Origin of the sequence: Rhodococcus sp. ACPA1 (genome assembly GCF_002300195.1) — a bacterium.
In the GTDB taxonomy this organism is placed as follows: Bacteria; Actinomycetota; Actinomycetes; order Mycobacteriales; family Mycobacteriaceae; genus Rhodococcus_F; species Rhodococcus_F opacus.
The window spans coordinates 218,700-241,602 of sequence record NZ_NSDX01000001.1; the positions used below are offsets into that span (position 1 = coordinate 218,700).

General features: G+C 68.8%; 23 protein-coding genes. 12 read left to right on the top strand and 11 right to left on the bottom strand.

Features of this window, described 5'->3' with window-relative positions; translation table 11 throughout:
• Positions 1 to 7: 7 nt before the first annotated feature.
• Positions 8 to 1,177 carry a thiolase family protein gene (locus CJ177_RS00875; RefSeq protein ID WP_095867099.1) on the bottom strand — a complete coding sequence of 390 codons (1,170 nt, stop codon included), beginning with the start codon at positions 1,175 to 1,177 and terminating at the stop codon, positions 8 to 10.
• A gap of 30 nt (positions 1,178 to 1,207) precedes the next feature.
• Complete coding sequence (locus CJ177_RS00880; RefSeq protein ID WP_095867100.1) at positions 1,208 to 2,614, bottom strand: MFS transporter; 1,407 nt, start codon at positions 2,612 to 2,614, stop codon at positions 1,208 to 1,210.
• Between the two features lie 106 nt (positions 2,615 to 2,720).
• On the opposite strand from CJ177_RS00880, the gene CJ177_RS00885 reads away from it, so the two are divergent.
• From CJ177_RS00885 to CJ177_RS00910, 6 genes are all read left to right on the top strand, one after another.
• Entirely contained in the window at positions 2,721 to 3,320 is a 600-nt protein-coding gene (locus CJ177_RS00885; protein ID WP_061700209.1) for a sulfite oxidase-like oxidoreductase, read from the top strand.
• A complete protein-coding gene (locus CJ177_RS00890) occupies positions 3,310 to 4,077 on the top strand; it encodes a ferredoxin reductase (protein WP_095867101.1) in 768 nt (255 codons plus the stop codon). Before CJ177_RS00885 ends, CJ177_RS00890 begins: the two co-directional genes overlap by 11 nt.
• A gap of 19 nt (positions 4,078 to 4,096) precedes the next feature.
• Positions 4,097 to 4,378 (top strand): DUF6510 family protein, encoded by a 282-nt coding sequence (locus tag CJ177_RS00895; protein WP_095867102.1) that lies wholly within the window; start codon positions 4,097 to 4,099, stop codon positions 4,376 to 4,378.
• Positions 4,379 to 4,744: 366 nt separating this feature from the next.
• The gene (locus CJ177_RS46635; protein WP_257014327.1) at positions 4,745 to 4,918 is read left to right on the top strand and encodes a hypothetical protein; all 174 of its coding nucleotides are present in this window, start codon (positions 4,745 to 4,747) and stop codon (positions 4,916 to 4,918) included.
• Positions 4,919 to 5,172: 254 nt separating this feature from the next.
• The gene (locus CJ177_RS00905; RefSeq protein WP_095867103.1) at positions 5,173 to 6,978 is read left to right on the top strand and encodes a zinc ribbon domain-containing protein; all 1,806 of its coding nucleotides are present in this window, start codon (positions 5,173 to 5,175) and stop codon (positions 6,976 to 6,978) included.
• 66 nt (positions 6,979 to 7,044) lie between these two features.
• A complete protein-coding gene (locus CJ177_RS00910) occupies positions 7,045 to 7,542 on the top strand; it encodes a helix-turn-helix domain-containing protein (protein ID WP_095867104.1) in 498 nt (165 codons plus the stop codon).
• 39 nt (positions 7,543 to 7,581) lie between these two features.
• Here the strand turns inward: CJ177_RS00910 and CJ177_RS00915 are convergent, their stop codons facing one another.
• Positions 7,582 to 8,355, bottom strand: a complete 774-nt coding sequence (locus tag CJ177_RS00915) for a site-2 protease family protein (protein WP_095867105.1) — start codon at positions 8,353 to 8,355, stop codon at positions 7,582 to 7,584.
• Entirely contained in the window at positions 8,352 to 9,005 is a 654-nt protein-coding gene (locus CJ177_RS00920) for a hypothetical protein (RefSeq protein WP_025432081.1), read from the bottom strand. Before CJ177_RS00920 ends, CJ177_RS00915 begins: the two co-directional genes overlap by 4 nt.
• A 219-nt stretch (positions 9,006 to 9,224) precedes the next feature.
• Between CJ177_RS00920 and CJ177_RS00925 the strand changes: the two genes are divergently transcribed.
• Entirely contained in the window at positions 9,225 to 10,514 is a 1,290-nt protein-coding gene (locus CJ177_RS00925) for an adenylosuccinate synthase (protein ID WP_095867106.1), read from the top strand.
• An 85-nt stretch (positions 10,515 to 10,599) separates the two neighbouring features.
• Entirely contained in the window at positions 10,600 to 11,031 is a 432-nt protein-coding gene (locus tag CJ177_RS00930; protein ID WP_082833541.1) for a racemase, read from the top strand.
• Here the strand turns inward: CJ177_RS00930 and CJ177_RS00935 are convergent.
• Complete coding sequence (locus CJ177_RS00935; protein WP_373560029.1) at positions 10,967 to 11,560, bottom strand: methylated-DNA--[protein]-cysteine S-methyltransferase; 594 nt, start codon at positions 11,558 to 11,560, stop codon at positions 10,967 to 10,969. The two genes, CJ177_RS00930 and CJ177_RS00935, sit on opposite strands and share 65 nt — an antisense overlap.
• Positions 11,561 to 11,591: 31 nt before the next feature.
• On the opposite strand from CJ177_RS00935, the gene CJ177_RS00940 reads away from it, so the two are divergent.
• The gene (locus CJ177_RS00940; RefSeq protein WP_095867108.1) at positions 11,592 to 13,130 is read left to right on the top strand and encodes an alkaline phosphatase; all 1,539 of its coding nucleotides are present in this window, start codon (positions 11,592 to 11,594) and stop codon (positions 13,128 to 13,130) included.
• Here the strand turns inward: CJ177_RS00940 and CJ177_RS00945 are convergent.
• A complete protein-coding gene (locus CJ177_RS00945) occupies positions 13,103 to 13,315 on the bottom strand; it encodes a hypothetical protein (RefSeq protein WP_061700200.1) in 213 nt (70 codons plus the stop codon). The genes CJ177_RS00940 and CJ177_RS00945 overlap by 28 nt on opposite strands.
• Before the next feature lie 62 nt (positions 13,316 to 13,377).
• On the opposite strand from CJ177_RS00945, the gene CJ177_RS00950 reads away from it, so the two are divergent.
• Positions 13,378 to 14,862 (top strand): PLP-dependent aminotransferase family protein, encoded by a 1,485-nt coding sequence (locus CJ177_RS00950; protein ID WP_025432089.1) that lies wholly within the window; start codon positions 13,378 to 13,380, stop codon positions 14,860 to 14,862.
• Positions 14,863 to 14,913: 51 nt separating this feature from the next.
• Here CJ177_RS00950 and CJ177_RS00955 read toward each other — a convergent pair whose 3' ends face one another.
• Positions 14,914 to 16,011: a CaiB/BaiF CoA-transferase family protein gene (locus tag CJ177_RS00955; RefSeq protein ID WP_095867109.1), complete on the bottom strand. Its 1,098-nt coding sequence runs from the start codon at positions 16,009 to 16,011 to the stop codon at positions 14,914 to 14,916.
• A 145-nt stretch (positions 16,012 to 16,156) separates the two neighbouring features.
• Here CJ177_RS00955 and CJ177_RS00960 point away from each other — a divergent pair, with 145 nt between their 5' ends.
• Positions 16,157 to 16,534 (top strand): VOC family protein, encoded by a 378-nt coding sequence (locus CJ177_RS00960; RefSeq protein ID WP_095867110.1) that lies wholly within the window; start codon positions 16,157 to 16,159, stop codon positions 16,532 to 16,534.
• A gap of 6 nt (positions 16,535 to 16,540) precedes the next feature.
• On the opposite strand, the gene CJ177_RS00965 is transcribed toward CJ177_RS00960, so the two are convergent.
• From CJ177_RS00965 to CJ177_RS00980, 4 genes are all read right to left on the bottom strand, one after another.
• Positions 16,541 to 17,446 carry an SDR family NAD(P)-dependent oxidoreductase gene (locus CJ177_RS00965; protein ID WP_095867111.1) on the bottom strand — a complete coding sequence of 302 codons (906 nt, stop codon included), beginning with the start codon at positions 17,444 to 17,446 and terminating at the stop codon, positions 16,541 to 16,543.
• A 122-nt stretch (positions 17,447 to 17,568) separates the two neighbouring features.
• Positions 17,569 to 19,038, bottom strand: a complete 1,470-nt coding sequence (locus CJ177_RS00970) for a carboxylesterase/lipase family protein (protein ID WP_095867112.1) — start codon at positions 19,036 to 19,038, stop codon at positions 17,569 to 17,571.
• Entirely contained in the window at positions 19,035 to 20,564 is a 1,530-nt protein-coding gene (locus CJ177_RS00975; RefSeq protein WP_095867113.1) for a carboxylesterase/lipase family protein, read from the bottom strand. Before CJ177_RS00975 ends, CJ177_RS00970 begins: the two co-directional genes overlap by 4 nt.
• Before the next feature lie 64 nt (positions 20,565 to 20,628).
• Positions 20,629 to 22,062: an NAD(P)/FAD-dependent oxidoreductase gene (locus tag CJ177_RS00980; RefSeq protein ID WP_095867114.1), complete on the bottom strand. Its 1,434-nt coding sequence runs from the start codon at positions 22,060 to 22,062 to the stop codon at positions 20,629 to 20,631.
• Between the two features lie 88 nt (positions 22,063 to 22,150).
• On the opposite strand from CJ177_RS00980, the gene CJ177_RS00985 reads away from it, so the two are divergent.
• Positions 22,151 to 22,903 carry an SDR family oxidoreductase gene (locus CJ177_RS00985; protein WP_061042637.1) on the top strand — a complete coding sequence of 251 codons (753 nt, stop codon included), beginning with the start codon at positions 22,151 to 22,153 and terminating at the stop codon, positions 22,901 to 22,903.

The following is a 22,903-nucleotide window of genomic DNA, read 5'->3' on the forward strand; positions in this document are numbered from 1 at the left end:
CTCCGCGTCACCCGAGTCGTTCGAGCACCGTGGCATTGGCGAGTCCGCCCGCCTCGCACATGGTCTGCAGGCCGAACCGGGCCCCGCACTGGTCCATCGCGTTCACCAGCGTGGTCATGAGCCGGGCGCCGCTGGCCCCCAGCGGATGTCCGAGCGCGATCGCGCCGCCGTGCACGTTGACGCGGTCCAGATCGGCTCCGGTGTCTGCGGCCCAGGCCAGGACCACCGGCGCGAAGGCCTCGTTGACCTCGAACAGGTCGATGTCGGCGATGTCGAGGCCGCTGCGCTGCAGCACCTTGCGTGTCGCGGGGATGACTGCGGTGAGCATCATCAGCGGGTCGTCGCCGACGACGGAGAAGCTGTGGAGCCGGGCCAGCGGCCGCAGTCCCAGGCGTCCCGCGATCTCACTCGTGGTGATCATGAGCGCCGCACTTCCGTCCGACAGGGGACTGCTGTTGCCTGCGGTGATCGACCAGTCGATCTGCGGGAACCTCTCCTCGTAGAAGTCACTGCGGAAGGCGGGTCGGAGGCCGGCGAGGGCGTCCAGCGTCGTGTCCGGCCGAATGGCCTCGTCGACGCTCAGCTCCGGCAGGACGGCGAGTTCCTTCGCGAAGTTCCCGGCACTCGTTGCCGCCGCGGCCTTCTGATGGCTGCGCAGGGCGAACTCGTCCAGCTGGGTGCGCGAGAGTCCCCACCGGGCGGCGATGAGTTCGGCGCTGATGCCCTGCGGGACGAGGCCGTCGGGGTAGCGGCGCTCGAAACCGACACCCATCGATTCGCGTCCGATGCTGCTGGACCCCATGGGAACTCGGCCCATCGATTCGACCCCGGCGGCGACGACGATGTCGTAGGCGCCCGACATCACGCCCTGCGCGGCGAAGTGGACGGCCTGCTGGCTGCTGCCGCACTGCCGGTCGACGGTCGTGCCGGGCACGGATTCGGGGAATCCGGCGGCGAGAAGCGCACTGCGGGTGATGTTCTGGCTCTGGTCACCGACCTGGGTGACGGTGCCGCCGATGACGTCGTCGATCAGTGCGGGATCGATTCCCGTGCGTTCGACGAGGGTCGACAGGCTGTGGGCGAGAAGGTCGACGGGGTGCACTCCGTGCAGGGCGCCCGAGGGCTTGCCCTTGCCGATCGGCGTGCGGACGGCCTCGACGATGACGGCGTCTCTCATGATCGTTCCTTTCGGTGCTGTGAGTACTTGTCAACCGCGGGCGGTTGACAAGTACTCACGGGGTGGGTTCATCCGTGTGGCGGTGAGCGCGGCGACGACGGCCACCACAGCCACCGCCGACCAGGCGAGTTGGAACGCGGAGTGGGTGTCTTCGTCACCGGCGGTCGTACCGAGGAGGGCGACCAGCATGCTCACGCCCAGCACGGTTCCGACCTGTCGGCTCATGGTGACGACGGCACTACCGGTGGCCGAGCGCGACGGCGGTAGTCCGGCGGTGGCGGACGACAGGATCGTCGGCAACGCCAGGCCGACCCCGACACCGGCGATCATCCAGCCGGGCAGCAGTTCCGACGCGTACTGCGGTTCCATCCCGACGGACGAGAGAACGAGCACGGCGCCGGCCGCCCACAGGGCGCTGCCCGCCGCGGTGAGCGCTGCGGCCGAGAACCTGCGGGACAGAAACTGGCCGACCACGGCGAACACCGGCACCATCAACGGGCCCGGCGCGATCGCGAGACCCGTCAGCAGTGCGGAGTACCCCCACACCTGCTGCAGCCACAGAATGTTCGCGAGCAGGCCGGCCGCGAAGGCGGCACTGAACGCGAGCGCGGTCACGTTCGACCAGGCGAACGTCCGCACCTTCAGCATGGCGGGTTCGATGAGCGGCTCGCGCTGCCTGCTGCTTCTCCACCAGAACAGTGCGACGGACGCGGCAGCGACGGTGAACGCGAGCGCGATTCGGGGGTCGCTCCATCCCCAGTCGGGTCCCTGGACCAGTCCGAGTGCGAGGGCGCCGATGCCGACGGTCAACAGGGCGCCGCCGAACAGGTCGAGGTTTGTGTCGGGGGCGGTCGGGCGGAAGTCGGGGACCAACCGCACGGTGGCGATCAGGAAGGCGATACCGACGGGGACGTTGATCAGGAAGGCCCAGCGCCACGACGCCTCGACGAGCAGGCCACCCACCACGGGTCCGAAGGCCGCGGCCGCGGCCCCCGACGCGGCCCAGATCCGGACCGCGCCCGCACGTGTGGCTTCGGGGACCGTGCTGATGAGCAGTCCCAGGCTGGCGGGGGTCAGGGCGGCGGCACCGACGGCCTGGAGCAGTCGGAAGGCGACGAGCATCCACAGCGACGGGCTCAGCGCGCACGCCGCGCTCGCCGCGGTGAACAGCGCCAGCCCGAGAAGGAATCCGCGCCGGCGGCCGACACGGTCGGCCCAGCGTCCGAGCGGAACCAGGAGTGCGGCGAACACGATCGCATAGCAGCCCAGCACCCAGCTGAGGTCGCCGAGGCTGTAGCCGGGGTAGCTCGCCGCGATGTCGCCGAACGCGACGTTGACGACGAACAGATCGAGGCTGGCGACGAACGGTGCGCCGGAGAGGACGGTGAGGAGCGGGCCGAACCGCACTTCCTCACGCACCTGACTATTGATGGCCATAGTCAGCAATCTACACCTGACTATGGCTATGGCAAGTCAGGTGTGACGGACGCCTCGGATCGACGGTTTGCGCTGCAGAGATCCCGTGGCGGTCCTAACGTGAGGCATGGCTGTTCTGACCCCCGGATTCCACGGCAGACCTCGCAGCGAGCACTCTCTTCCGCCCGGGCAGTACGAGGTCGGCGATTTTCCGGTCCTCTCGGCGGGACCGACGCCCCGCGTCCCGACCGACACGTGGACGCTGACCGTGACCGACGAGACCGGCCGGCGCCACGAGTGGTCGTGGGCCGAATTCATGAAGCTCCCGCAGGAGCGACCGACGGTCGACCTCCACTGCGTCACACGTTGGTCGAAGTTCGGAACGTCGTGGAACGGGGTCTCGCTCGACACCCTGTTCGCGGACGTCGAGACGTCCGCGGGATTCGTCCTCGTCGGATGCGACGGCGGCTACACCACGAACCTCCCCGTCGCCGACATCCTCGGTGGCAAGGCGTGGATCGTGCACACCTACGAGGGGGCGCCCCTCGCGCCTGTGCACGGGGGTCCGGCCCGTCTGCTCGTGCCGCATCTCTACCTGTGGAAGTCCGCGAAGTGGGTTCGGTCGATTCAGCTCGTCACCCAGGACGTCCCGGGCTTCTGGGAGCAACTCGGATACCACGATCGCGGCGACCCGTGGCGGGAGCAGAGGTACCAGGGTGACCAGTGAACTTCTGGGCCGCGCCGTGCTCAGCTGGCGAGTGGCGGAACTCGTCGAGTCGTGGCCCGAGACGGCGAGTGCGCGGGCACTGGTCCTCGAGGTCCCGGACTGGCCGGGGCATCGCGCCGGGCAGCACGTCGATCTCCGCCTGACCGGTCCCGACGGATACACCACCGAACGGAGCTACTCGCTGGCGTCGCCGGCCGAGCGTTCACCGGGTGGGTGGCGATTGCAGTTGGTCGTCCAGCGGGTGGCGGACGGTGAGGTGTCTCCGTATCTGACCGACGTGTTCGCCGCGGGCAATCTGATCGAGGTGCGCGGACCGATCGGTGGCTGGTTCGTGTGGTCGCCGCGCGAGGGTGGCGGCGCGCCGGTGCTTCTCGTCGCGGGCGGGTCGGGGATCGTGCCGCTGATGTCGATGGTTCGCGAGCGCCGGTTCCGCCACGACCGCACGCCGTTCCGGCTCGTGTACTCCCTCCGGACGCGGGCCGACCAGTTGTTCGCGGACGAGCTGAACAGGCCCGGGAGCGGCGACGGGGGAGTCGAGACGTTCGTTCTCCACACTCGCGAGGACTCGCCGCGGCGCCCGGCGGGTCGGATCACTGCCGCCGATCTCGCGGCGTGGGGATGGCCGGCGGACTTCGCGCCGCGCTGCTTCGTGTGCGGGCCCACTGGATTCGTCGAGGAGGCGGCTCGCCTGCTGCTCTCGCTCGGGCACTCGCCGGACGACATCAAGACGGAGCGGTTCGGTCCCTCGGGGCCGTGACCGGAGGAAGGAATTGTCGATGAGTACGTTGCAGGGCAACGACTTCGAGGACGGGAACGTTCTCGGCGGGCCGTTCGCGGAGATCTTCGTTCACGACCTCACCGCGGCGACCGGACAGTGCCGGTTCTGCGGTCTCGACGGACCGATGGCGGCCGTGCACGTCTATACGCGCGCGCCCGGTGTCGTCGTGCGGTGCCCGGGATGTCAGGAGGTGCTGCTGCGGCTGGTGTCGACTCCGCGTGGGCTCGAACTCGACGCCAGCGGGCTTTCAACTGTTGCCGATATATCTAACACTAATTGATAGGTTCTTACACTGTCTTCCGGTGTGAATTGGTGAGGCCGCGGAATATTTGGGGATGTCGGTGGTTGGGTGTGCAAGGCGGCATGGGAGGGCCGGTTGCCTTCTCGGCGCACCGGTTCGGGTCACCGAATCTTTGACCGCGCGGACCTCGACTCCTATCGGGGGCAGGCCCGGATGGGACTGTGCGGGAGCGACGCCGGAGAGGGTGGAGGCAGTGTTATTCCGGGTGTGGGGCTCGAGAGGGCAAGAGGCGTCGCTGGCCAATCGGGACAAGATGTTGCGGGACAGCGCTACTGGTGAGGTGAATCGGGGGTCTGGAAGGATCGCGGTTCGGGTCGGCGGGGGCAGCGGGCGGGGTTGGGCCGGATGCTCGACGGCGCGGCCGAGGGTCGGTTCACGGTGGTGCGGGTGGTGTGGCGAGATCGATTGGCCCGGTTCGCCGGTGGGCTGGTTCGGGCGGTGCTTGTCGGAGGTCGGCGTTACAGTCGAGGTCTTACGAGACAGGGGTGTCACATTGCTGGTGGGAGGGTTGATGGATGACGTGAGGGCGGTGCCGGCATCGTTGTCCGGCCGGTTCTCTGGGCCGTGGTCGAAGGGCCGTGGTCGAAACAAAAATCAACGACGGGTCTCCACGACGCCGCGACACGGTTGGGAACGGGGTAACCGGTGAGCATCTGGGGCGTTCGCGGGTTCTTGTCACCGGCGGTGCCACCGATTCCGGCGGACGGCTGGTGCATCATGATCCGCGCGTGTCGGAACGCGAAGGTGCTGACCGATCGTGAATTGTGTCCAGTATGACCGGGCCGGGATCGACTGTGCCGCGGCAGTTCGCGTTCACCACCCGCGCATATATGGCGGTCGACGACGCGACCGGTGAGCCGATCGGCCTCGACGATGTCGATATCCGGGTGGGGTGGCTGCTGGACCTGGTCACCGCGGCCGGCGGCGAGTTGGTGTCGCGGCTGTGGCAGCCGGCAACGTTCGATGTGCTCGCCGCCGGTCGTGACCGGCAGGACCGCAGGCTGCCCGCACAGGGTCACGTCGCCGCGGCCCGCCTCGGGTGGAACCCGCACTACCCGGGCGGGGTCTACGTACCCTCACGGGTGAGCCGGGTGGTGACCGCACAGGTGATGGCCACCCTGCGGACCATGGCCTACCGGGATACCGCGATCACGGCGCTGTCGGCCCGCTTCGACCCGGCCACCGGGACTGTGGCGCCGCCGACCGAACCACGCGACTTTGTGTCGGCGGGTTTCGCTCGGGGCGTGCGACGTCAGCTCATCGCACACTCCCGCCGCGAAACCTCGGCACAGGCCGGCCGGTTGCGGATCACCGACCTGCAGGGACCGCCGCAGACGAGCGCGATGGCCCGACTGTCGGTCGCCGATCGGCAACTCGCACAGATCGCCGCGGCGGACGGTGGACTGGTGTTGACGGTGAAGCTGCCGACCAGCCCGACCCCGGCGGGGCGGGCGCAGTGGCGGCGGGTCCGGCTGACCGCCACCATCCCCGCGCACCTACACGGCCGAGCTGTCACCGACTGGCATCTACCGACCCTGATCCTCGACAGGAAAGGCCTGCTCTGGCGGTGCGCGGCGACCGAAGTCGTCCCCGCAGGCGACCCGAAAACGGCCATCGTCGCGGTCGGGGTCGACTGGTCACCGTCCGCCCTGGGTGCCGCCGCGCTCGCCGCCGACAGCGCGGAGGGGCTGTTGTCGGATTACCGGGGCTGGACCTACGACGACCGCGGCCTGGGGATCAAACTGGCGCGCCTGCAGGCCGAGGGCCAGCTGCTGCACCGCAAGGCGGCCCGGCTGACGCGACTGGCCGCCACCGCCCCACCGGAGGCCCGCGCCGAGCTGGAGGCGAAGATCGCCGTCCTCGATGAGCATCGCGAGGCGGTGGGTGTCAAGCGGGGAAAGATCAACCGGGAATTGGCGTTCCACTTCGGCCGCCAGGTCACCGACTACGCCGCCGACGCCCAGGCGCAGCTGATCGCGGTGGAAGATCTCACCACCCTCGAGACCCGTGGGCATGGGCGGGTCAACAACAATCGGGCCGCGCAGTCCGCTCGCCGCCGAGCCGTCGCAGCGCTCGCGCACACCGCCGCAGGTGTCGGGATCACGGTGGTTTCGGTACCGGCCCGGGGATCGTCCGCGTTGTGTCCGGGCTGCGACGGACCACTTGCGCGCCCCGGCGGCTACCACGACGCGTGGTGTTCACACTGCCGGGTCGGCGGCAACCGGGACCATGTCGCGGGGGTGAACCTGGCCAAACGCGCGTTGCTCGGCAGAAACAAGGTCACCCGCCGGCGTGGGCAGTTGCCCGCGATCCGGGTCGCCGAGCATGCGCCGGTCCGGCAATGCCGAGACAAACACGGTCCCACCCCGCGCCGGCCGCGGCATCGCCGGGTCCGCCGCAGCCTGCCCACCGTGACACCGCGGTTGGGGGTGACTCCGAAACAGTATGTTCCTGCATCACAAGCGTCGGTGTGGGACACGGTCAAACCCACACCACCGCACGGTGATGCGGGTAGCCGTGACACATGTCTATCTCAGGCGCCCGCCATACCAGTGGCAGATAGTATGAGATCTATGTAGACGCTGTCGCACCTGTCCTGGAATGACGCTGACTATGGAGTTTGCAAGTCAGCTATGCTGAGGTGCATGGACGCGGCACGGTTGGACGGCTTTCTCGCAGATCGCGACACCTGGCGGGCGACGCACTGCTCCATCGGCAAGGCGATGGACGTGATCGGCACGCGTTCGGCCGTCCTGATCCTGCGCGAGGCCTACTACGGCACCACGCGATTCGACGACTTCGCGAAACGGGTCGGCATCACCGAGGCCGTGGCGGCGTCCCGACTGCGTGAACTGACGGCCGAGGGCCTGTTCGAGCGGCAACCCTACAAGGAGCCCGGGCAGCGCACCCGCTACGAATACGTGCTCACCGAGAAGGGGCGCGACCTCCTACCTGCCGTGCTCGCGCTGATGCAGTGGGGCGACAAGTACCTCCAGGGCAAGCGCGGTGCGCCGATCGGGATGCGGGACGACGCGACCGGCGAAGCTGTGCGCGTCGAGGTCCGCAGCCCCGACCGCGAGGTGCCGTTGGCGGAACTGCGGCTGACCCCCAACTTCACCGAAGAGGATGCGTCCCGCCCGTGAGTACTTGTTAACCGCGGGCGGTTGACTAGTACTCACGGGTCAGAGCCAGAAGCGCATCAGACGGTTGCCGTACTGCGCGTAGATCTCCGGCACCCCGGACAGTTCGAACAGCCGGTAGATGACGTCGAAGAACACCACGTTGATCGACGGCACGAACAGCAGCGCCACGAGGATCAGCAGTCCGTACGGCTTGAACTGGTCGACAGACCTTCGGGTGCGGGGCGGCAGGAACGGCTCGAGCGCGGCGTACCCGTCGAGTCCGGGCACCGGCAGGAGATTGAGCACGGTGGCCATCACCTGCAGGAACGCGAGAAAACTCAGTCCCGTCCAGAACCCCAGGTGGTCGCCGCCCAGCCCGAACCAGCGGATCACGGCGAGCAGGACGATCGCGGACACCAGGTTCACGGCGGGTCCGGCGAGCGACACCCGCGCCTGCACCTTCGGCGGGAACAGTCCGGTCCGCAGGTACACGGCGCCGCCGGGCAACCCGATCCCACCGAGTGCGATGAACAGCACCGGCAGACCGATCGACAGCAGCGGGTGGCTGTACTTCACCGGGTTGAGCGTGAGGTAGCCGCGCACCTCGACGTCGGTGTCGCCGTGCCGCCACGCCGTGAACGCGTGCGCGAACTCGTGCAGGCAGAGCGTCACCACCCATCCCGCGACGACCAGCAGGAACACCCCGACGTGGCCGAGGACCGACTCCATGTCGGCGCGCCACGCGAGAACACCGCCGGCGACTGCGACGGCGACGACCAGAAGGAACACCGGACTGGGACGGACCGCGATGGTCCGGGCCCGGGGTAGGTTCATCGGACCAGCAACCACTCTTGATCGTGACGGTAGAACGTCGAACGCTTGACCTCGCGCGGGTTCGGCACACCGTCGCGGTTGAGCGCCGCGGCGGGGGACCCGAGCTGCACGGCGCGGCCCTCGACCCAGCGGCGGGGCAGCCAGCGCCTGCGAGGTTCGACCGACGCCCGCAGGCCGGGCATCCGGGGGGTCGGGGTGACGTTCATGCTCGTCGTCGTCCCCGAGAACAACCGGGTGTCGTCGACGTAGGCCTCGCCGACGAGCGGCCCCCCGTCCGGACCCGTGACGGTGGCGCACCCGACGAGCGCGATCCCCGCGTCGTCGCGGATGAGGGGGACCGGCTTGGCCGTCCCCTTCAGCGCGGTGCGGGCGCCGCGGGCGCCGGAGGCCAGGTGGTAGGCCTCCGTCGCCTCCGAACGATGCTCCGCGACGTACGCGAGCTCGATGTGCAGGCGTTCGGTGCGCATCAACCGGGTCAGCGTGGCCGCGAAGGCGGCGTCACTGCCCACCACGATCAGTCGCGGATCCACGACCACCTGAAGTTTGGAGAAGACCTCGTCGAAGTCGTCCTTGTCCGGGACGGCAGGTGCGCTCGAGGTCGAAATGGAGCCCAGAGGTAGGGGAAGCGGCACGTCGCCGCAAATGAGCACTACGGGGGTCAACGCCACTCCTCGCCCGGATGTCCCGCCGCGATTTACGCAGCCTTCCCTTTCGGATCATCCTAGTGGCACGCCCGAGATGGCCTCCCCAGCCGTACTGTGGGGTCTGTTCTCCGTGCCCTCGGCTAGACTGTTCCCCCGGCCACTGCCTACGAACGGCAGGACCACGCAGTCGGATACGACTGTACGTCGACCGTAGGAGACAACGTCATGCCGGCAATCGTCCTGATCGGCGCCCAGTGGGGCGACGAGGGCAAGGGCAAAGCTACCGATCTACTGGGCGGACGCCTGCAGTGGGTGGTGCGCTACCAGGGCGGTAACAACGCCGGACACACAGTGGTTCTTCCGAACGGCGACAAGTTCGCACTGCATCTGATCCCGTCCGGAATCCTCACTCCGGGCGTCACGAACGTCATCGGCAACGGTGTCGTAGTGGACCCGGGAGTGCTGCTCACCGAACTCGCCGGACTCGACGAGCGGGGCGTGGACACCAGCCGCCTGCTGCTCTCGGCCGATGCGCACCTGATCATGCCGTACCACGTTGCCATCGACAAGGTCACCGAACGCTTCCTCGGGGCCAAGAAGATCGGCACCACCGGCCGCGGCATCGGGCCCTGCTACCAGGACAAACTCGCGCGTGTCGGCGTCCGCGTGCAGGACGTGCTGGACGAGAAGATCCTCACCCAGAAGGTCGAGGCGGCACTCGAGTTCAAGAACCAGGTGCTCGTCAAGATCTACAACCGCAAGGCCCTCGACCCGCAACAGGTCGTCGACGAGGTGCTCGAGCAGGCCGACGGGTTCAAGCACCGCATCGCGGACACGCGCCTGCAGCTCAACGAGGCACTCGAGCGCGGCGAGACGGTGCTGCTGGAGGGTTCGCAGGGCACGCTCCTCGACGTCGACCACGGCACCTACCCCTACGTGACGTCGTCCAACCCGACGTCCGGTGGCGCAGCGGTCGGTTCGGGCATCGGACCCACCAAGATCACCACGGTACTGGGCATCCTCAAGGCGTACACCACCCGCGTCGGCTCGGGCCCGTTCCCGACCGAACTCTTCGACCAGAACGGCGAATACCTCGCCAAGACCGGCGGCGAGGTGGGTGTCACCACCGGCCGCGCTCGTCGCACCGGATGGTTCGACGCCGTGATCGCCCGCTACGCAACGCGTGTCAACGGCATCACCGACTACTTCCTCACCAAGCTCGACGTGCTCAGCAGCCTCGACACCATCCCGATCTGCGTCGGCTACGACGTCGACGGCGTGCGGTACGACGAGATGCCCATGTCGCAGACCGACGTTCATCACGCGAAGCCGATCTACGAGGAAATGCCCGGCTGGTGGGAAGACATCTCCCACGCCCGGACGTTCGAGGAACTCCCCAAGAAAGCGCAGAACTACGTCCTGCGCCTCGAGGAACTGTCGGGTGCGTACATCTCCTGCATCGGCGTCGGCCCCGGCCGCGACGAGACCATCGTCCGCCGCGACGTGGTGCGGTAGTCCGCTCGCCTGTCGCCGAATGTGACATCGGTTCAGTTGAATTGAACCGATGCGACATTCGGCGATCCGCGATACATTCGAGCCGATGATCAGGACTGTCGAAGCGAGTACCCGGACGCCGGCCGGGCGGTGGTACGACAGCTTCCACGCAGCGGCCGCCGTCCTGGAGGCATTCGGGCACGACACGTCGGACGCCGGCAGGTGCGTGGCGGTGGTGTCGACGGATTTGGGCGTCTGGGTGTTCGAAGGTGACCCGAGGTCGACGGTGGACGCGTTCGTCCACGCGGTGGAGCGGGCGATCGTCGCCGGCGGGCAGGCGTTCGCGCTGGGATGCGCCAGGGTGACCGGGGCGGATCAGCGTGTCGTCCGGACCCTCCGGATCCCCGACGGCGACAGGATGGCGGCGGCCGCGGCACTGGCGCGCGAACTCGTCGGCGACCCGCAGGCGCTGATCAGAACAGCACCGGGTCGTCGAAACCCGGAGTGTGTTCGAGGGCCAGCAGTTCGCGCTTGGTGAGGGTGCCGCCGCCGGCGGAGAAGCCACCCACCTGCCCGCCTGCGGCGAGGACGCGATGGCACGGGATCACGATCGGCAGCGGGTTGCGGCCGAGGGCCTGACCGACGGCCTGCGCGGCACCCGGCTTGCCGAGTTCCGCCGCGATGTCGCCGTAGGTGAGCGTGGTGCCCGGGTCGATTGCGCGGGTGATGTCGTATACGTTGCAGTCGAATTCGGGGACTCCCTCGAAGTCGAGGTCGATCCACCGCAGATCGTCGAGTGCGCCGCCCAGATGTTCGCGTATTCCGTCGACGGCCCGCTGGACCGGCGCCGGCGCCTGGTGCTCCACCGCATCCGGGAAGCAGTGTTCGAGACGCTGCCGGGTGGATTCGGGTGAACCTTCGGGCAATTGCACGCCCACGATCCCCGCGGCCCGCCACGCGATGGCGCAGGTGCCGAGGGCCGTGTCGAACAGGGCGATTCCTGTGGTCACCAATCCAGTATGCCTCCCACATCTGACGTTCACCTTCCGTTGACCGCGGTTGGACATCCTCGAAGCTCGCCGACCGAGGAGATGTTCCGTGTATCTGTCCCGCCGTGCCCTGCTCCGCTCCACCGCACTCGGGTTGCTGGCCGTGCCCGCCGCCGCGTGCTCCGATTCCGGCAGTGCGGGTCCGGCGCTGGTCCGTGAACGCCCCACCCTGACGCACGGTGTCGCGGCCGGGGACGTGCGAGCCGACGGTGCGCTCGTCTGGGCAAGGTCCGACCGTCCCGCCACGATGATCGTGGAGACCTCGGCCACCGAGTCCTTCACCGATCCGGTGCGATTCGAGGGTGGACTGCTCACCCCGGACACGGGCGGCGCCGGACGGCTGCGGCTGACCGGACTACCCGCAGGGCAGCAGGTGCACTACCGGGTGATTCTCGAAGGCGACGACGGCTCCACCTCGGAGGCGGTGACGGGTGTCTTCCGCACCGCTCCGAGCGCCGCAGGCGACATCCGGTTGCAATGGTCCGGGGACACGGCTGGTCAGGGATACGGAATCAATCCGGACATCGGCGGAATGCGAATCTTCGACACGATGGCCGCGCGCGACCCGCACCTGTTCCTGCACTCGGGCGACGTCGTGTACGCCGACGGTCCGCTGAAGGAGTCCGTCACGCTGCCGGACGGACGCGTGTGGCGGAACACGGTCAGTGAGGCGAAGAGCGCGGTCGCGCAGACGTTGGACCAGTACCGCGGCCAGTACGCGTACAACCTCACCGACGACAACTACCGCAGGTTCAATTCTTCTGTGGCGCAGATCGTTCAGTGGGACGATCACGAGACCGTCAACAACTGGTACCCCGGCGAGATCCTCGATCTCGACGCATACACGGAGAAGAACGTGGACGTGCTGGCGCAGAGGGCATTCCAGGCGTACCACGAGTGGCTGCCGGTGGAGCCGGCCGACGCGGTCGACGGTCGGGTGTACCGCAAGATCGGGTACGGCCCACTGCTCGACGTGTTCGTCCTCGACATGCGCACCTACAAGGACGCGAACGGCGTCAACACCGGTGCGGCCGGGCAGATTCTCGGTGCGGCACAGAAAGACTGGCTGATCCGGGAACTCGGTGCGTCCACGGCGACGTGGAAGATCATCGCCAACGACCTCCCGCTCGGGGTGGTGGTCCCGGACGGCGACACCGCGTTCGAGGGCGTCGCGAACGGGGAGTCCGGTCAGCCGTCGGGCCGGGAATCCGAGATCGCCCAGGTGCTGTCGGCGATCAAGGCGGGGCGGATCTCCGGGACGGTGTGGCTCACCGCGGACGTGCACTACACCGCCGCGCACCGGTACTCGCCCGACCGCGCCGCGTACAAGGATTTCGACGAGTTCTGGGAGTTCGTCTCCGGTCCGCTCAACTCGGGCGGTTTCGGTCCCAACGACCTCGACGCCACGTTCGGCCCCGAGGCCGTGTTCGTGCACGCGCCGCCCGCACCCAACTCGTCGCCGCTCGACGGATACCAGCACTTCGGTGAGGTGTTCATCGACGGGCAGACGTCGGAGTTGCGGGTGGACCTCCTCGACGCGGCCGGGACGGTGCTCTTCAGTCAGCTGCTGCCGCCGCCGGCGCGCTGATCGTCTGAAGCAGGCCAGTCTGGATCTTCTGGACTGCTCGGCTGTTCGGTAAAGATTCCGCCGAGAGGGGCGCCGATCCGGAACTGCTCCAGGCGAAACACGCCGGTACCTCCCTCTTTGGGGCCGTAGTGCGCGACCGCTGCGGCAAGGAGGAGCATGCACGCGAGGGTGATCAGTGTCGTCATGGATTCGAGCTTCGCCAGAACTGGCTTTGAGTTGAATAGCCAAGAGGTTGATACTGGACTGCATGATGACTCGCGTACTCGGTGCACGCTCCCTGGCCAGGGACCTCGGCAACTGGCAGGACGACAGCGGCCGCCGGTCGGCGGCACGGCCCGCCTACCGGGCGCTGGCCGACGGGATCCGCCTGCTCGTGCACGACGGCCGCATCCCGCTGGGGGTCGCGTTGCCGAGCGAGCGCGAACTGGCGTCGATGCTGGAGTTGAGCCGGACCACGATCACGTCATCGTATTCGGTGCTCCGGGACGAGGGGTATCTCATCAGCCGTCAGGGGTCGCGCAGCACGGTCGCGCTGCCGCTCGGGGCACGGCAGAACGGGCTGATGTTCCGGGCGCACCAGCCCGGTTCCGACAGTTCGGTGGTCGATCTCAGCTATGCCGCGATGGCCGCGCCCGCGGAGGCGGTCGAGCAGGCCTACGCCTATGCGTTGCAATCGCTTCCGCAGTTCCTGCCGACGCACGGAATGGAGCCGGTCGGGATCGGCGCGTTGCGGGACGTGATCGCCGCCCGCTACCGGGCACGAGGGCTGGAGACCTCGCCCGAGCAGATCATGGTCACCTCCGGTGCCCAGCACGCGCTGCGGCTGCTCCTCAACGTGCTCACGGCGCCGGGGGAGCGGGTGCTGGTCGATCACCCCACGTACCCCAACGCGCTGGAGGCGATCCGCAGGGTCGGTGCGCGTCCGGTCCCGGTCCCGGTCCGTCCGGAGGGCGGGGCGTCCGGGGCGTGGGATCTCGACGGAATCCGCAGCGCCGCCCGGCAGACCGCGGCCCGGATGGCGTACCTGATCCCGGACTTCCACAACCCCACCGGACTGTGCCTCGACGCGTCCGGGCGGGCCGAATTGGCGCGGATCGCGCGCGACACCCGCATGACCCTGGTGGTGGACGAGACGATGGTCGACCTGTGGCTGGACGAGCCGTCACCGGGGCCGGTCGCGGCGCACGGCAGGGGAGCCGCGAAGTCGGAGGTCGTGACGATCGGGTCGGCGGCGAAGTCGTTCTGGGGCGGGCTGCGCGTCGGCTGGATTCGCGCCGATCCGGCGCTGATCACCCGGCTCGCCGGGGCGCGGGCCGCGGTCGATCTGGGCACGCCGGTGATGGACCAGCTCGCGGCGGCGCATCTGCTCTCCGACGACGAACTCGTCCTCGCACGTCGCCGGGCGGAGCTGCGGGAACAGCGGAGCGCGATGCTCGACGCTCTCGCCGACCGCCTGCCGGACTGGATCCCGACCATCGGTTCGGGAGGGATGTCGCTGTGGCTGCGCATGCCCGCGCCGGTGTCGACGGCGCTGGCCGCGACGGCCCCCAACTTCGGGGTGCTGCTGGCGGCGGGACCGCGGTTCGGTGTGGAGGGAGCGTTCGAGCGGTTCGTCCGGCTCCCGTACGCGCGGACGTCCGACGAGCTGCGCCGCGGTGTCGACTGCATCGCGGCAGCGTACGAGACGCTGGCCGTCGACCGTGAGCTCGCGGAACCGTCCCTCGTCGTCTGAGCCCGTGAGTGGCGAAGCGTGCCGGAACACGCTTCGCCACTCACGTGGGGATCAGGTCCAGACTGTGTCGATGTCGACGCCTTCGCGGGCAGGCGGGGTGGGTGCGCCGGCAGGGGTGCGGGAGAACCGCGGCGCCGGGGCGTGCTGGGTGACGCCGTCGAGGTCGATCAACGACCCGCGGGCGGCGATGTGCTCGTTGGACGGCGCCTCCGCGAACGTCAGCACGGGAGACACGCAGGCGTCGGTGCCGAGGAAGATGGCCGCCCACTCGTCGCGGGTCTTCGACAGGAACTTCTCGGCGAAGACCTTCTTCATCTGCGGCCACGCCGAGATGTCCATCTGCTGCGGCAGTTCGGCGGGGTCGAGTTCGAGGCCCTGCAACAGCAGGGCGTAGAACTGCGGCTCGATCGAGCCGACGGCCATGTACTTGCCGTCGGACGTCTCATAGGTGTCGTAGAACGGCGCGCCGGTGTCGAGCAGGTTGACGCCGCGCTCGTCGGACCAGACGCCGCGGCCGCGGAACGCCCACATCATGTGCGACAGCGCGAGTGCGCCGTCGACCATCGCCGCATCCACGACCTGGCCTTTGCCGGACGACTGGCGTTCCACCAGCGCCGACAGGATCCCGAAGATCAGGAACATCGAACCGCCGCCGAAGTCGCCGACCATGTTCAGCGGCGGCACGGGACGCTCACCCTTGCGGCCGATGGCGTGCAGGACACCGGTCAGCGAGATGTAGTTGATGTCGTGCCCGGCGGCGCTTGCCAGCGGGCCCTCCTGGCCCCAGCCCGTCATCCGTCCGTACACGAGCCGCTCGTTGCGCCCGAGGCAGACGTCGGGGCCCAGGCCCATGCGCTCGGTGACCCCGGGCCGGAAGCCCTCGATCACGACGTCCGCACGTTCGATCAGACCGAGGACCTTCTCGACCTGCTCGGGGTCCTTCAGGTTGGCCTCGACGACGCGACGACCACGCTGGATCTGGTCGTACGGGCCCTCCGGCGGAATCACTCCGGGACGCTGGACGCACACCACGTCGGCGCCGAGATCGGCCAGGAGGGCGGCGGCGTGCGGGCCCGGGCCGAGGCCTGCGAATTCGACGACGCGAATGCCCGCGAGCGGGCCCTTCTTCTCTGTAACTGGAGCAGACACGCGAGTTCCTCATTCCGGTGCGAGACAACCTGTCGAATCGACGTTAACTTGCGGGCGCACGGCCGTGTGCTCCGGGTCACGGGATACCGCCCCGGGTGACTCCGCGCTCTTGCCTGCCTGCGGGTCCGCGGGGCACAGTTGATTCATGAGTTTTCAGGGTGAGCTCGTGAGTTTCGTGGCCAGCACCGATCTGGACGTCTCGGAGATGTTCTACGTGGAGACCCTGGGGCTGACTCTCGTCTCACGGGACGAGTTCGCGTTGGCCCTCGATTGCAACGGCTCCCTGCTCCGGGTCACGCTGGTGCAGGCGAAGGCCGACACCGGGTACACCGTGCTGGGGTGGAAGGTCGCCGACCTGAACAAGGTCGTCGAATCACTGCGCAGCAAGGGCATCGAGTTCACCGAGTACCCGGGGATGGATCAGGACGAGCACGCGGCCTGGCGCGCCCCGGACGGCATCCGCGTCGCGTGGTTCCGGGATCCGCACGACAACGTGCTGTCGCTCTTCGAGGATCCGAACTGACCGGCGTCAGGGGCGGGCCGCACCGCGGCCGGCGAGTAGTGCCTCGGTAGCGTCCCACAACCGGGCCGCGAGTTCGGCGTCACGTGCATCCTTGCTCGCGTGAACAACCTTGCAACCCTTCACGTATTCGCCGGTGAACTTGCCGCTCTCCGTCGCGGTGGCGGTCCAGACCACCGTTTCCGCAGCCTTCGCGACGTCGGCGGTGAACGGGGTCAGGAGCGTCCCCACCACCTGGTGGCCGAACAGCAGACTCCGCCCGAGGGAGGTGCCGCGGACGAAGCCGGGGTCGGCGCAATTGACGACCAGCCTCGCGGGATCGGACCGGCGCGCCAACTCCCGCGTGAACAGGGTCAGGGCGAGTTTGGAGTTGTTGTACGCACGCTGGCCGTGGAACGTGTCCTTCGTGCCGTCGAGGTCGTCGAAGTCGAGGTGCCCGCCCCGATGTCCCGAGGAGCTGACGTCCACGATGCGTGCCGGATGCCGGTAACCGGCGGCGTCGGCGGTCGACGCCGCAGCCATCGCCGGAGCCAGCGACGTCGCCAGCACGAACGGCGCGAGGTAGTTCACGGCGAACATCTCTTCGATGCCGTCGACCGTCAGCTGACGATGCCCCACGTCGATGCCTGCGTTGTTCACCAGCACATCGATCCGCGGGAACCGGTGCAGCAGTTCCTCGGACAGCTTGCGTGCCCGGTCGAGCGAGGACAGGTCGGCGAGCGCCGAGTTCAGCCGGTCGCGGTCGGTGCTCTCGGACAGTTCGGCGATCACCGCGTCGATCTCGTCCTGGTCCCGGCCGACCAGGACGACGGTGGCCCCGCGGCGTGCGAGTTGGCGGCAGGTCTCCAGGCCGAGCCCCGAGGTGGCACCGGTGACCACCATGGTGCGGCCTGCGAGATCGTTCGACTCGGTCATTCTCGCCTCCCGAATGCAGGTCTCTACGAGAGTAGGGCAACCGGGAGGGTCGCACCGTGGAACGAACCGACGGTGCGGCCACGGGTCAGGCCGTTACGTATGCGGCTCGCCGCGGGTTCGGCCTAGCGTCGGTGCTCGTACCCCAGCCAGGCGCGTCGTCGCTCGCCGAGCGGATCGTTCTCCACCCGGCTCGTGTCGTCGATGATGAGCGTCTCCCGGCGCTCCGGCGAGTACCGGGGCCATCCGGGTGCGGGGGTCCCGTGCCGGGCGAAGTGCAGCCAGTGCGACTGGACGGTGTCGGTGACCGCCCGCAACCCGCGGCGGCCCCCGAGCGCGGTGAGCAGCCGCGCCCACGGCCCGGTCAATCCGAATACCGCGTACATTTCCGTCGCGTGGGTGGCGCCCAGTCCGAGGACACGGAGTAGCCGGGGTGCGAAGTCGTACCGGTAGCTGTAGGTCGGTGCGACGGTCGTGTGGCCCTGTGCGCAGAGGACGGACGGTTCCCAGAACGTCACGTCGCCGCCGAGGTCCGCTGCCGCACGCCGACCGGGATAACCGGGGTAGGCGGCGATGGCCCGTTCCTTCACCGACGCGTCCACGTGCGAGAACATCTTGTCGATCCGGGTGGGATCGGTGGGCAGGATGTTCAGGAACCGGGGAAAGACCCTGCCCTCGTGGCGGTTCGTGCCGATGATCAGCGGCACCGGGTGCCCGGAACCGGAAGCGAAGCAGTCGAGCGGATGCGTGGGAAGGAAGAAGCCGTCGACGACGGGCGCGAACGCGCGGGTTCCCGGTTCCTCGTCGGCGCCCCGGTGCGCCAGTGTCGTCCCCGCTTCGACGAAGTCGGCCGGGTCGGCGGTCTCGAGCCACGTCGCGGCCTCGGCGGGCGGGACCCCGGCGATCTCGAGGAACTCGCGCGACCACCGCGCGGCCCGTTCGGGGTGGTACGCGGACGCCACCGGAGGGCTTTCCGCGATGGCCCGAGCGAACAGTCCTTTCGCGGCCGGGGTGGTCATCAGTGTGGTGACGGCGTTGGCGCCCGCGGATTCGCCGAAGACGGTGACGTTGTCGGGGTCGCCGCCGAATTCGGCGATGTTGCGTTGCACCCATTCGAGTGCGGCCACCTGGTCGCGGAGTCCGAGGTTGGAGTCGAAAGGCCGTTCGGGGGTGGAGAATTGGGTGAAGTCGAGGTATCCGAGCGAACCGAGGCGGTAGTTGATCGACACGTAGACGATGTCGCCGCGGCGGACCAGCGACCGGCCGCTGTAGAGCGACGAGGACGAGGACCCGCCGGAGTAGGCGCCGCCGTGGATGAACACCATCACGGGTCGCGGCGATCCGGATGCGGACCTGGGTGCGAGCACGTTCAGGGTGAGGCAGTCCTCGTCGGTCCCACCACCCTGCGGTGCCGGGGACCCGAAGTGGAAGGCCCGCCGGACCCCCGACCACGGCTCGACCGGTTGCGGGGCCCGCAACCGCAGAGGCCCGACCGGGGGAGCGGCATAGGGTATGCCCCGCCAGGCAGTCAGGTCGTCGTCGATCCGGCGCCCTCCGACGGCGCCGGCATCGGTGTGGACCTCGAGAGCGCTCACAGGCCCTGCCCGTAGTAGCCCCGGTACCCCTCCCAGGCCAGCCTGCGCTCCCGGCGCGGATCGTCCTGGACGGTGGTGACGGTGTCGAACACGAGTGTTGCCCTCCTGTCGGTGTCGTACTTCGGCCATGACGCCAACGGTGTTCCCTGCGAGGCGAAGTGCAGCCAGTGCCGCTGCACGGTGTCCGTCACGTCCTTCAGTCCGCGACGACCGCCCGGCAGGGTGAGGCCGCGGCCGATCAGGGTGTCGGCGATGTCGAACACCGCGAACAGCTCGAATCCGTGTGTGGCGTCCAGTCCGAGCCATTTCATGGCGCGCGGGGCGAAGTCGAAACGATAGCTGAAGGTGGGGGCGAACGCGGAGTGGGCCTCGGCCAGTTCGATCGACGGCCTCCAGAACGTCAGATCGCCGCCCAGGTCGACGGCCGCGTCCGGCGCCGGGTAGCCGGGATACGCGGCGGTGACGCGGGCCTCGGCGCCCGGGTCGGTGAGTGCGAACATCCGCCCGATCCGGTCGGGGTCGGTCGGCAGCGCGTCCAGGAGTTTCGGGAACAGGGTGCCCTCGCGGGCATTGGTGCCGATGATCAGCGGAACCCGGTGTGCCGAGCCGTCGGCGAACGCGTCGAGCGGCGGCTTCGGCAGGAAGTCGCCGTCGATCACGGGGCCGAACGGGTGCAGTCCCGGCGTCTCCGACAGCACCTTCGCGCCGAGACGATTTCCGGCCCGGCCCAGTGCGCCGACCGGTGACGAGGTGAGCGCCTCCGCGGCGGTGTCCGGTTCGGCCCCGAGCAGCGTCACGTAATCGGATGCCCACTGGGCGGCGCGGTCGGCGGTGGTGACGAGGCCGGGGGCGGAACTCTCCGAGATCGCCCGAGCGAACAGTCCTTTCGCGGCCGGGGTGGTCATCAGTGTGGTGACGGCGTTGGCGCCCGCGGATTCGCCGAAGACGGTGACGTTGTCGGGGTCGCCGCCGAATTCGGCGATGTTGCGTTGCACCCATTCGAGTGCGTCCACCTGGTCGCGGAGTCCGAGGTTGGAGTCGAAAGGTCGTTCGGGGGTGGAGAATTGGGTGAAGTCGAGGTATCCGAGCGAACCGAGGCGGTAGTTGATCGACACGTAGACGATGTCGCCGCGGCGGACCAGCGACTGGCCGCCGTAGAGCGCGGTGGCCGACATGCCCAGCGTGTACGCGCCGCCGTGGATGAACACCATCACCGGACGCGACCCGGACGTGCCGGGCGTGGCCAGCACGTTGAGCGTCAGGCAGTTCTCGCTACTCGGCTGATACCTGCCCGGCCGGAGTGCGGTGAATTTCTTGTGCTGCACGGCGGCGTCGCCGAATTCGGTGGCGTCGAGTTCACCGGACCACGGTGTGACGGGCTGGGGTGCGCGCAACCGCAGCGGCCCGACCGGGGGAGCCGCGTAGGGAATTCCCCGCCACGCGACCAGGTCGCCGACTCGCCGGCCACGGACCACCCCTGCGGTCGTCCTCACCAGTGTGTCGGTCGTGAGAGTGTCAGACGCCATGTCGGAAACTATACGGAGACCGCCTGAGGGGGCGTTCACCTCCGGCGACGGTCTTCCGTTCGGCTCAGCGCCGCGCCTCCAGCAGTCGCAGCCACACCTCGCTCACGGTCGGGTACGACGGGACCGCGTGCCACAGCGTGTCGAGCGGCACCTTCCCGACCAGCGCGATGGTGGCGGCATGGATGAGTTCGCCGACGTCCGTGCCCGCGAACGTCGCTCCGACCAGGGTGTCGGTGGCCCCGTCGACCACGAGCTTGGCGTGACCGCTGAAATCGTCGCGGGCCAGTGACGAGCCGGCGACGGCGATGTCGACCTCGACGGTCTCGACGTCCACCCCGGCGTCGCGCGCCTCCTGCTCGGTGATCCCGACGGCCGAGACCTCCGGATCGGCGAACACCACCTGAGGGACCTGGCCGTGGTCGGCGATCGCCCGGAATCGGGACCCCTCCAGCGCCCTGCCCTCGGCGCGGGCGGCGATCACGTCACCGCACACACGGCCCTGGTACTTGCCCATGTGGGTGAGCAACGCGCGGCCGTTGGCGTCGCCGACGGCGTACAACCATTCGTCCGCCGTCGTCAGATGATCGTCGGTGGTGAGGTATCCGTGGGAGTTCAGCAGTCGCGCGTCGAGGCCGAGCGCCGATGTCGCCGGAGTGCGCCCGGTCGCGACGACGACCTCGTCGACGACGAGCGGATCCTGTCCCGCCACGTCCAGAGTCACCGGGCCGCCGTGGATACGGCCGATCCCCGTGTCCCGGGCGTCGGGCCGCTCGACGCCGCGAAGGTCCGCGCCGAACAGGATTTGCGCACCCTTCTTCTCCAGCGAGCGGGCCACCCGCTCACCGGCGAACGGCTCGTTCTTCGGGAGCAGTGCCCGGCCGCGCACCACCATCGTCAGTTCCTCGACACCGAGGTCCAGCAGCCACGTCGCGCTCTCACATGCCACGACGCCGCCGCCGATCACGGCGACCCGGCGCGGAACTTCTCTCAGGTTGGTGGCGTCCCGCGAGATCCACGGCAACGCCGCCCGAAGGCCGGGGGTGTCGGGGACCGCGGCGGTCGTCCCGGTCGCGACCACGACGGCGTGCCGGGCGCGCAGCTCGCGGGAATCGCCGACCCTCACCGTGCGGTCCCCGGTGATGCGTGCCGATCCGCGGATGACGTCGATCCCCTGCGAGTCGGCCCACATCACCTGCGACGAGTCGTCGTGGTTGCTGGTGAACGAGTCGCGTCGCGCCAGCACGGCGTCCACGTCGAGCGGACCGGCGGACACCCCGGGCATGTTGCGCGCGGCCCCGAGGACGTCACCCGGACGCAGCAGCGCCTTGCTGGGCATGCACGCCCAGTAGGAGCATTCCCCGCCGACGAGTTCGTGTTCGATCAGCGCCGCGGTGCGGTCGCTGCCCGCGATGGCGTAACTCGCCGCGTTCTCACCCGCGGGACCGCCTCCGATCACGATGACATCGAACTCTTCCGCGCCGCTCCCAGAGTCAGTCATACCTGTAACGGTAAGCCGGTCGGTGCTGGATGTCAGAGGTTCCGGCGGGCCTCTCGCGTTGTTACCCGCGGGTAGATAGTGTGGCGGAATGAGACGGCAGAAGATTCTGATCACCGGGGCCAGCTCGGGACTCGGCGAGGAGATGGCTCGTCGGTTCGCCGCCCAGGGGCGGGACCTCGCGCTGTGCGCGCGACGCGTCGACCGGCTCGAGTCCGTGCGCGACGAGTTGCAGGCGGCGCATCCCGGGATCACCGTCGCCGTCCGCGAACTCGACGTCACCGACCACGACGCGGTGGTCCGGGTCTTCGGCGAACTGCGCGACGAGCTGGGCGGACTAGACCGCGTCGTCGTCAACGCCGGACTCGGCAAAGGGGCCCGGATCGGAACGGGCCGGGCCGACGCCAATCTCGCCACCGCCCGCACCAACTTCGTCGGTGCCCTGTCGCAGTGCGAGGCGGCGCTCGGGATCTTCCGCGAACAGAACTCCGGACACCTGGTGCTCGTGTCCTCGATCAGTGCCGATCGGGGTCTGCCCGGCCCGAAGGCGGCGTACTCGGCGAGCAAGGCGGGAGTGTCGGCCCTCGGCGAGGCGCTGACCGCGGAGCTGGCGAAGAGTCCGATCGTGGTGACCACGCTGCTCCCCGGGTACATCGCCACCGACATGTCGGGCAGGGCCGGGGACAGTGCCAAGATGACGGCCAGTCTCGACGACGGCGTCGATGCGATGGTCGCGGCCATCGAGAAGGAGACGAACCGCGCTGCGCTGCCGGGAATCAAATGGCGAGGAATCGACCTCGCGTTGAGGTTGCTTCCTCATGCGTGGACATCCCGGTTCGTGTAG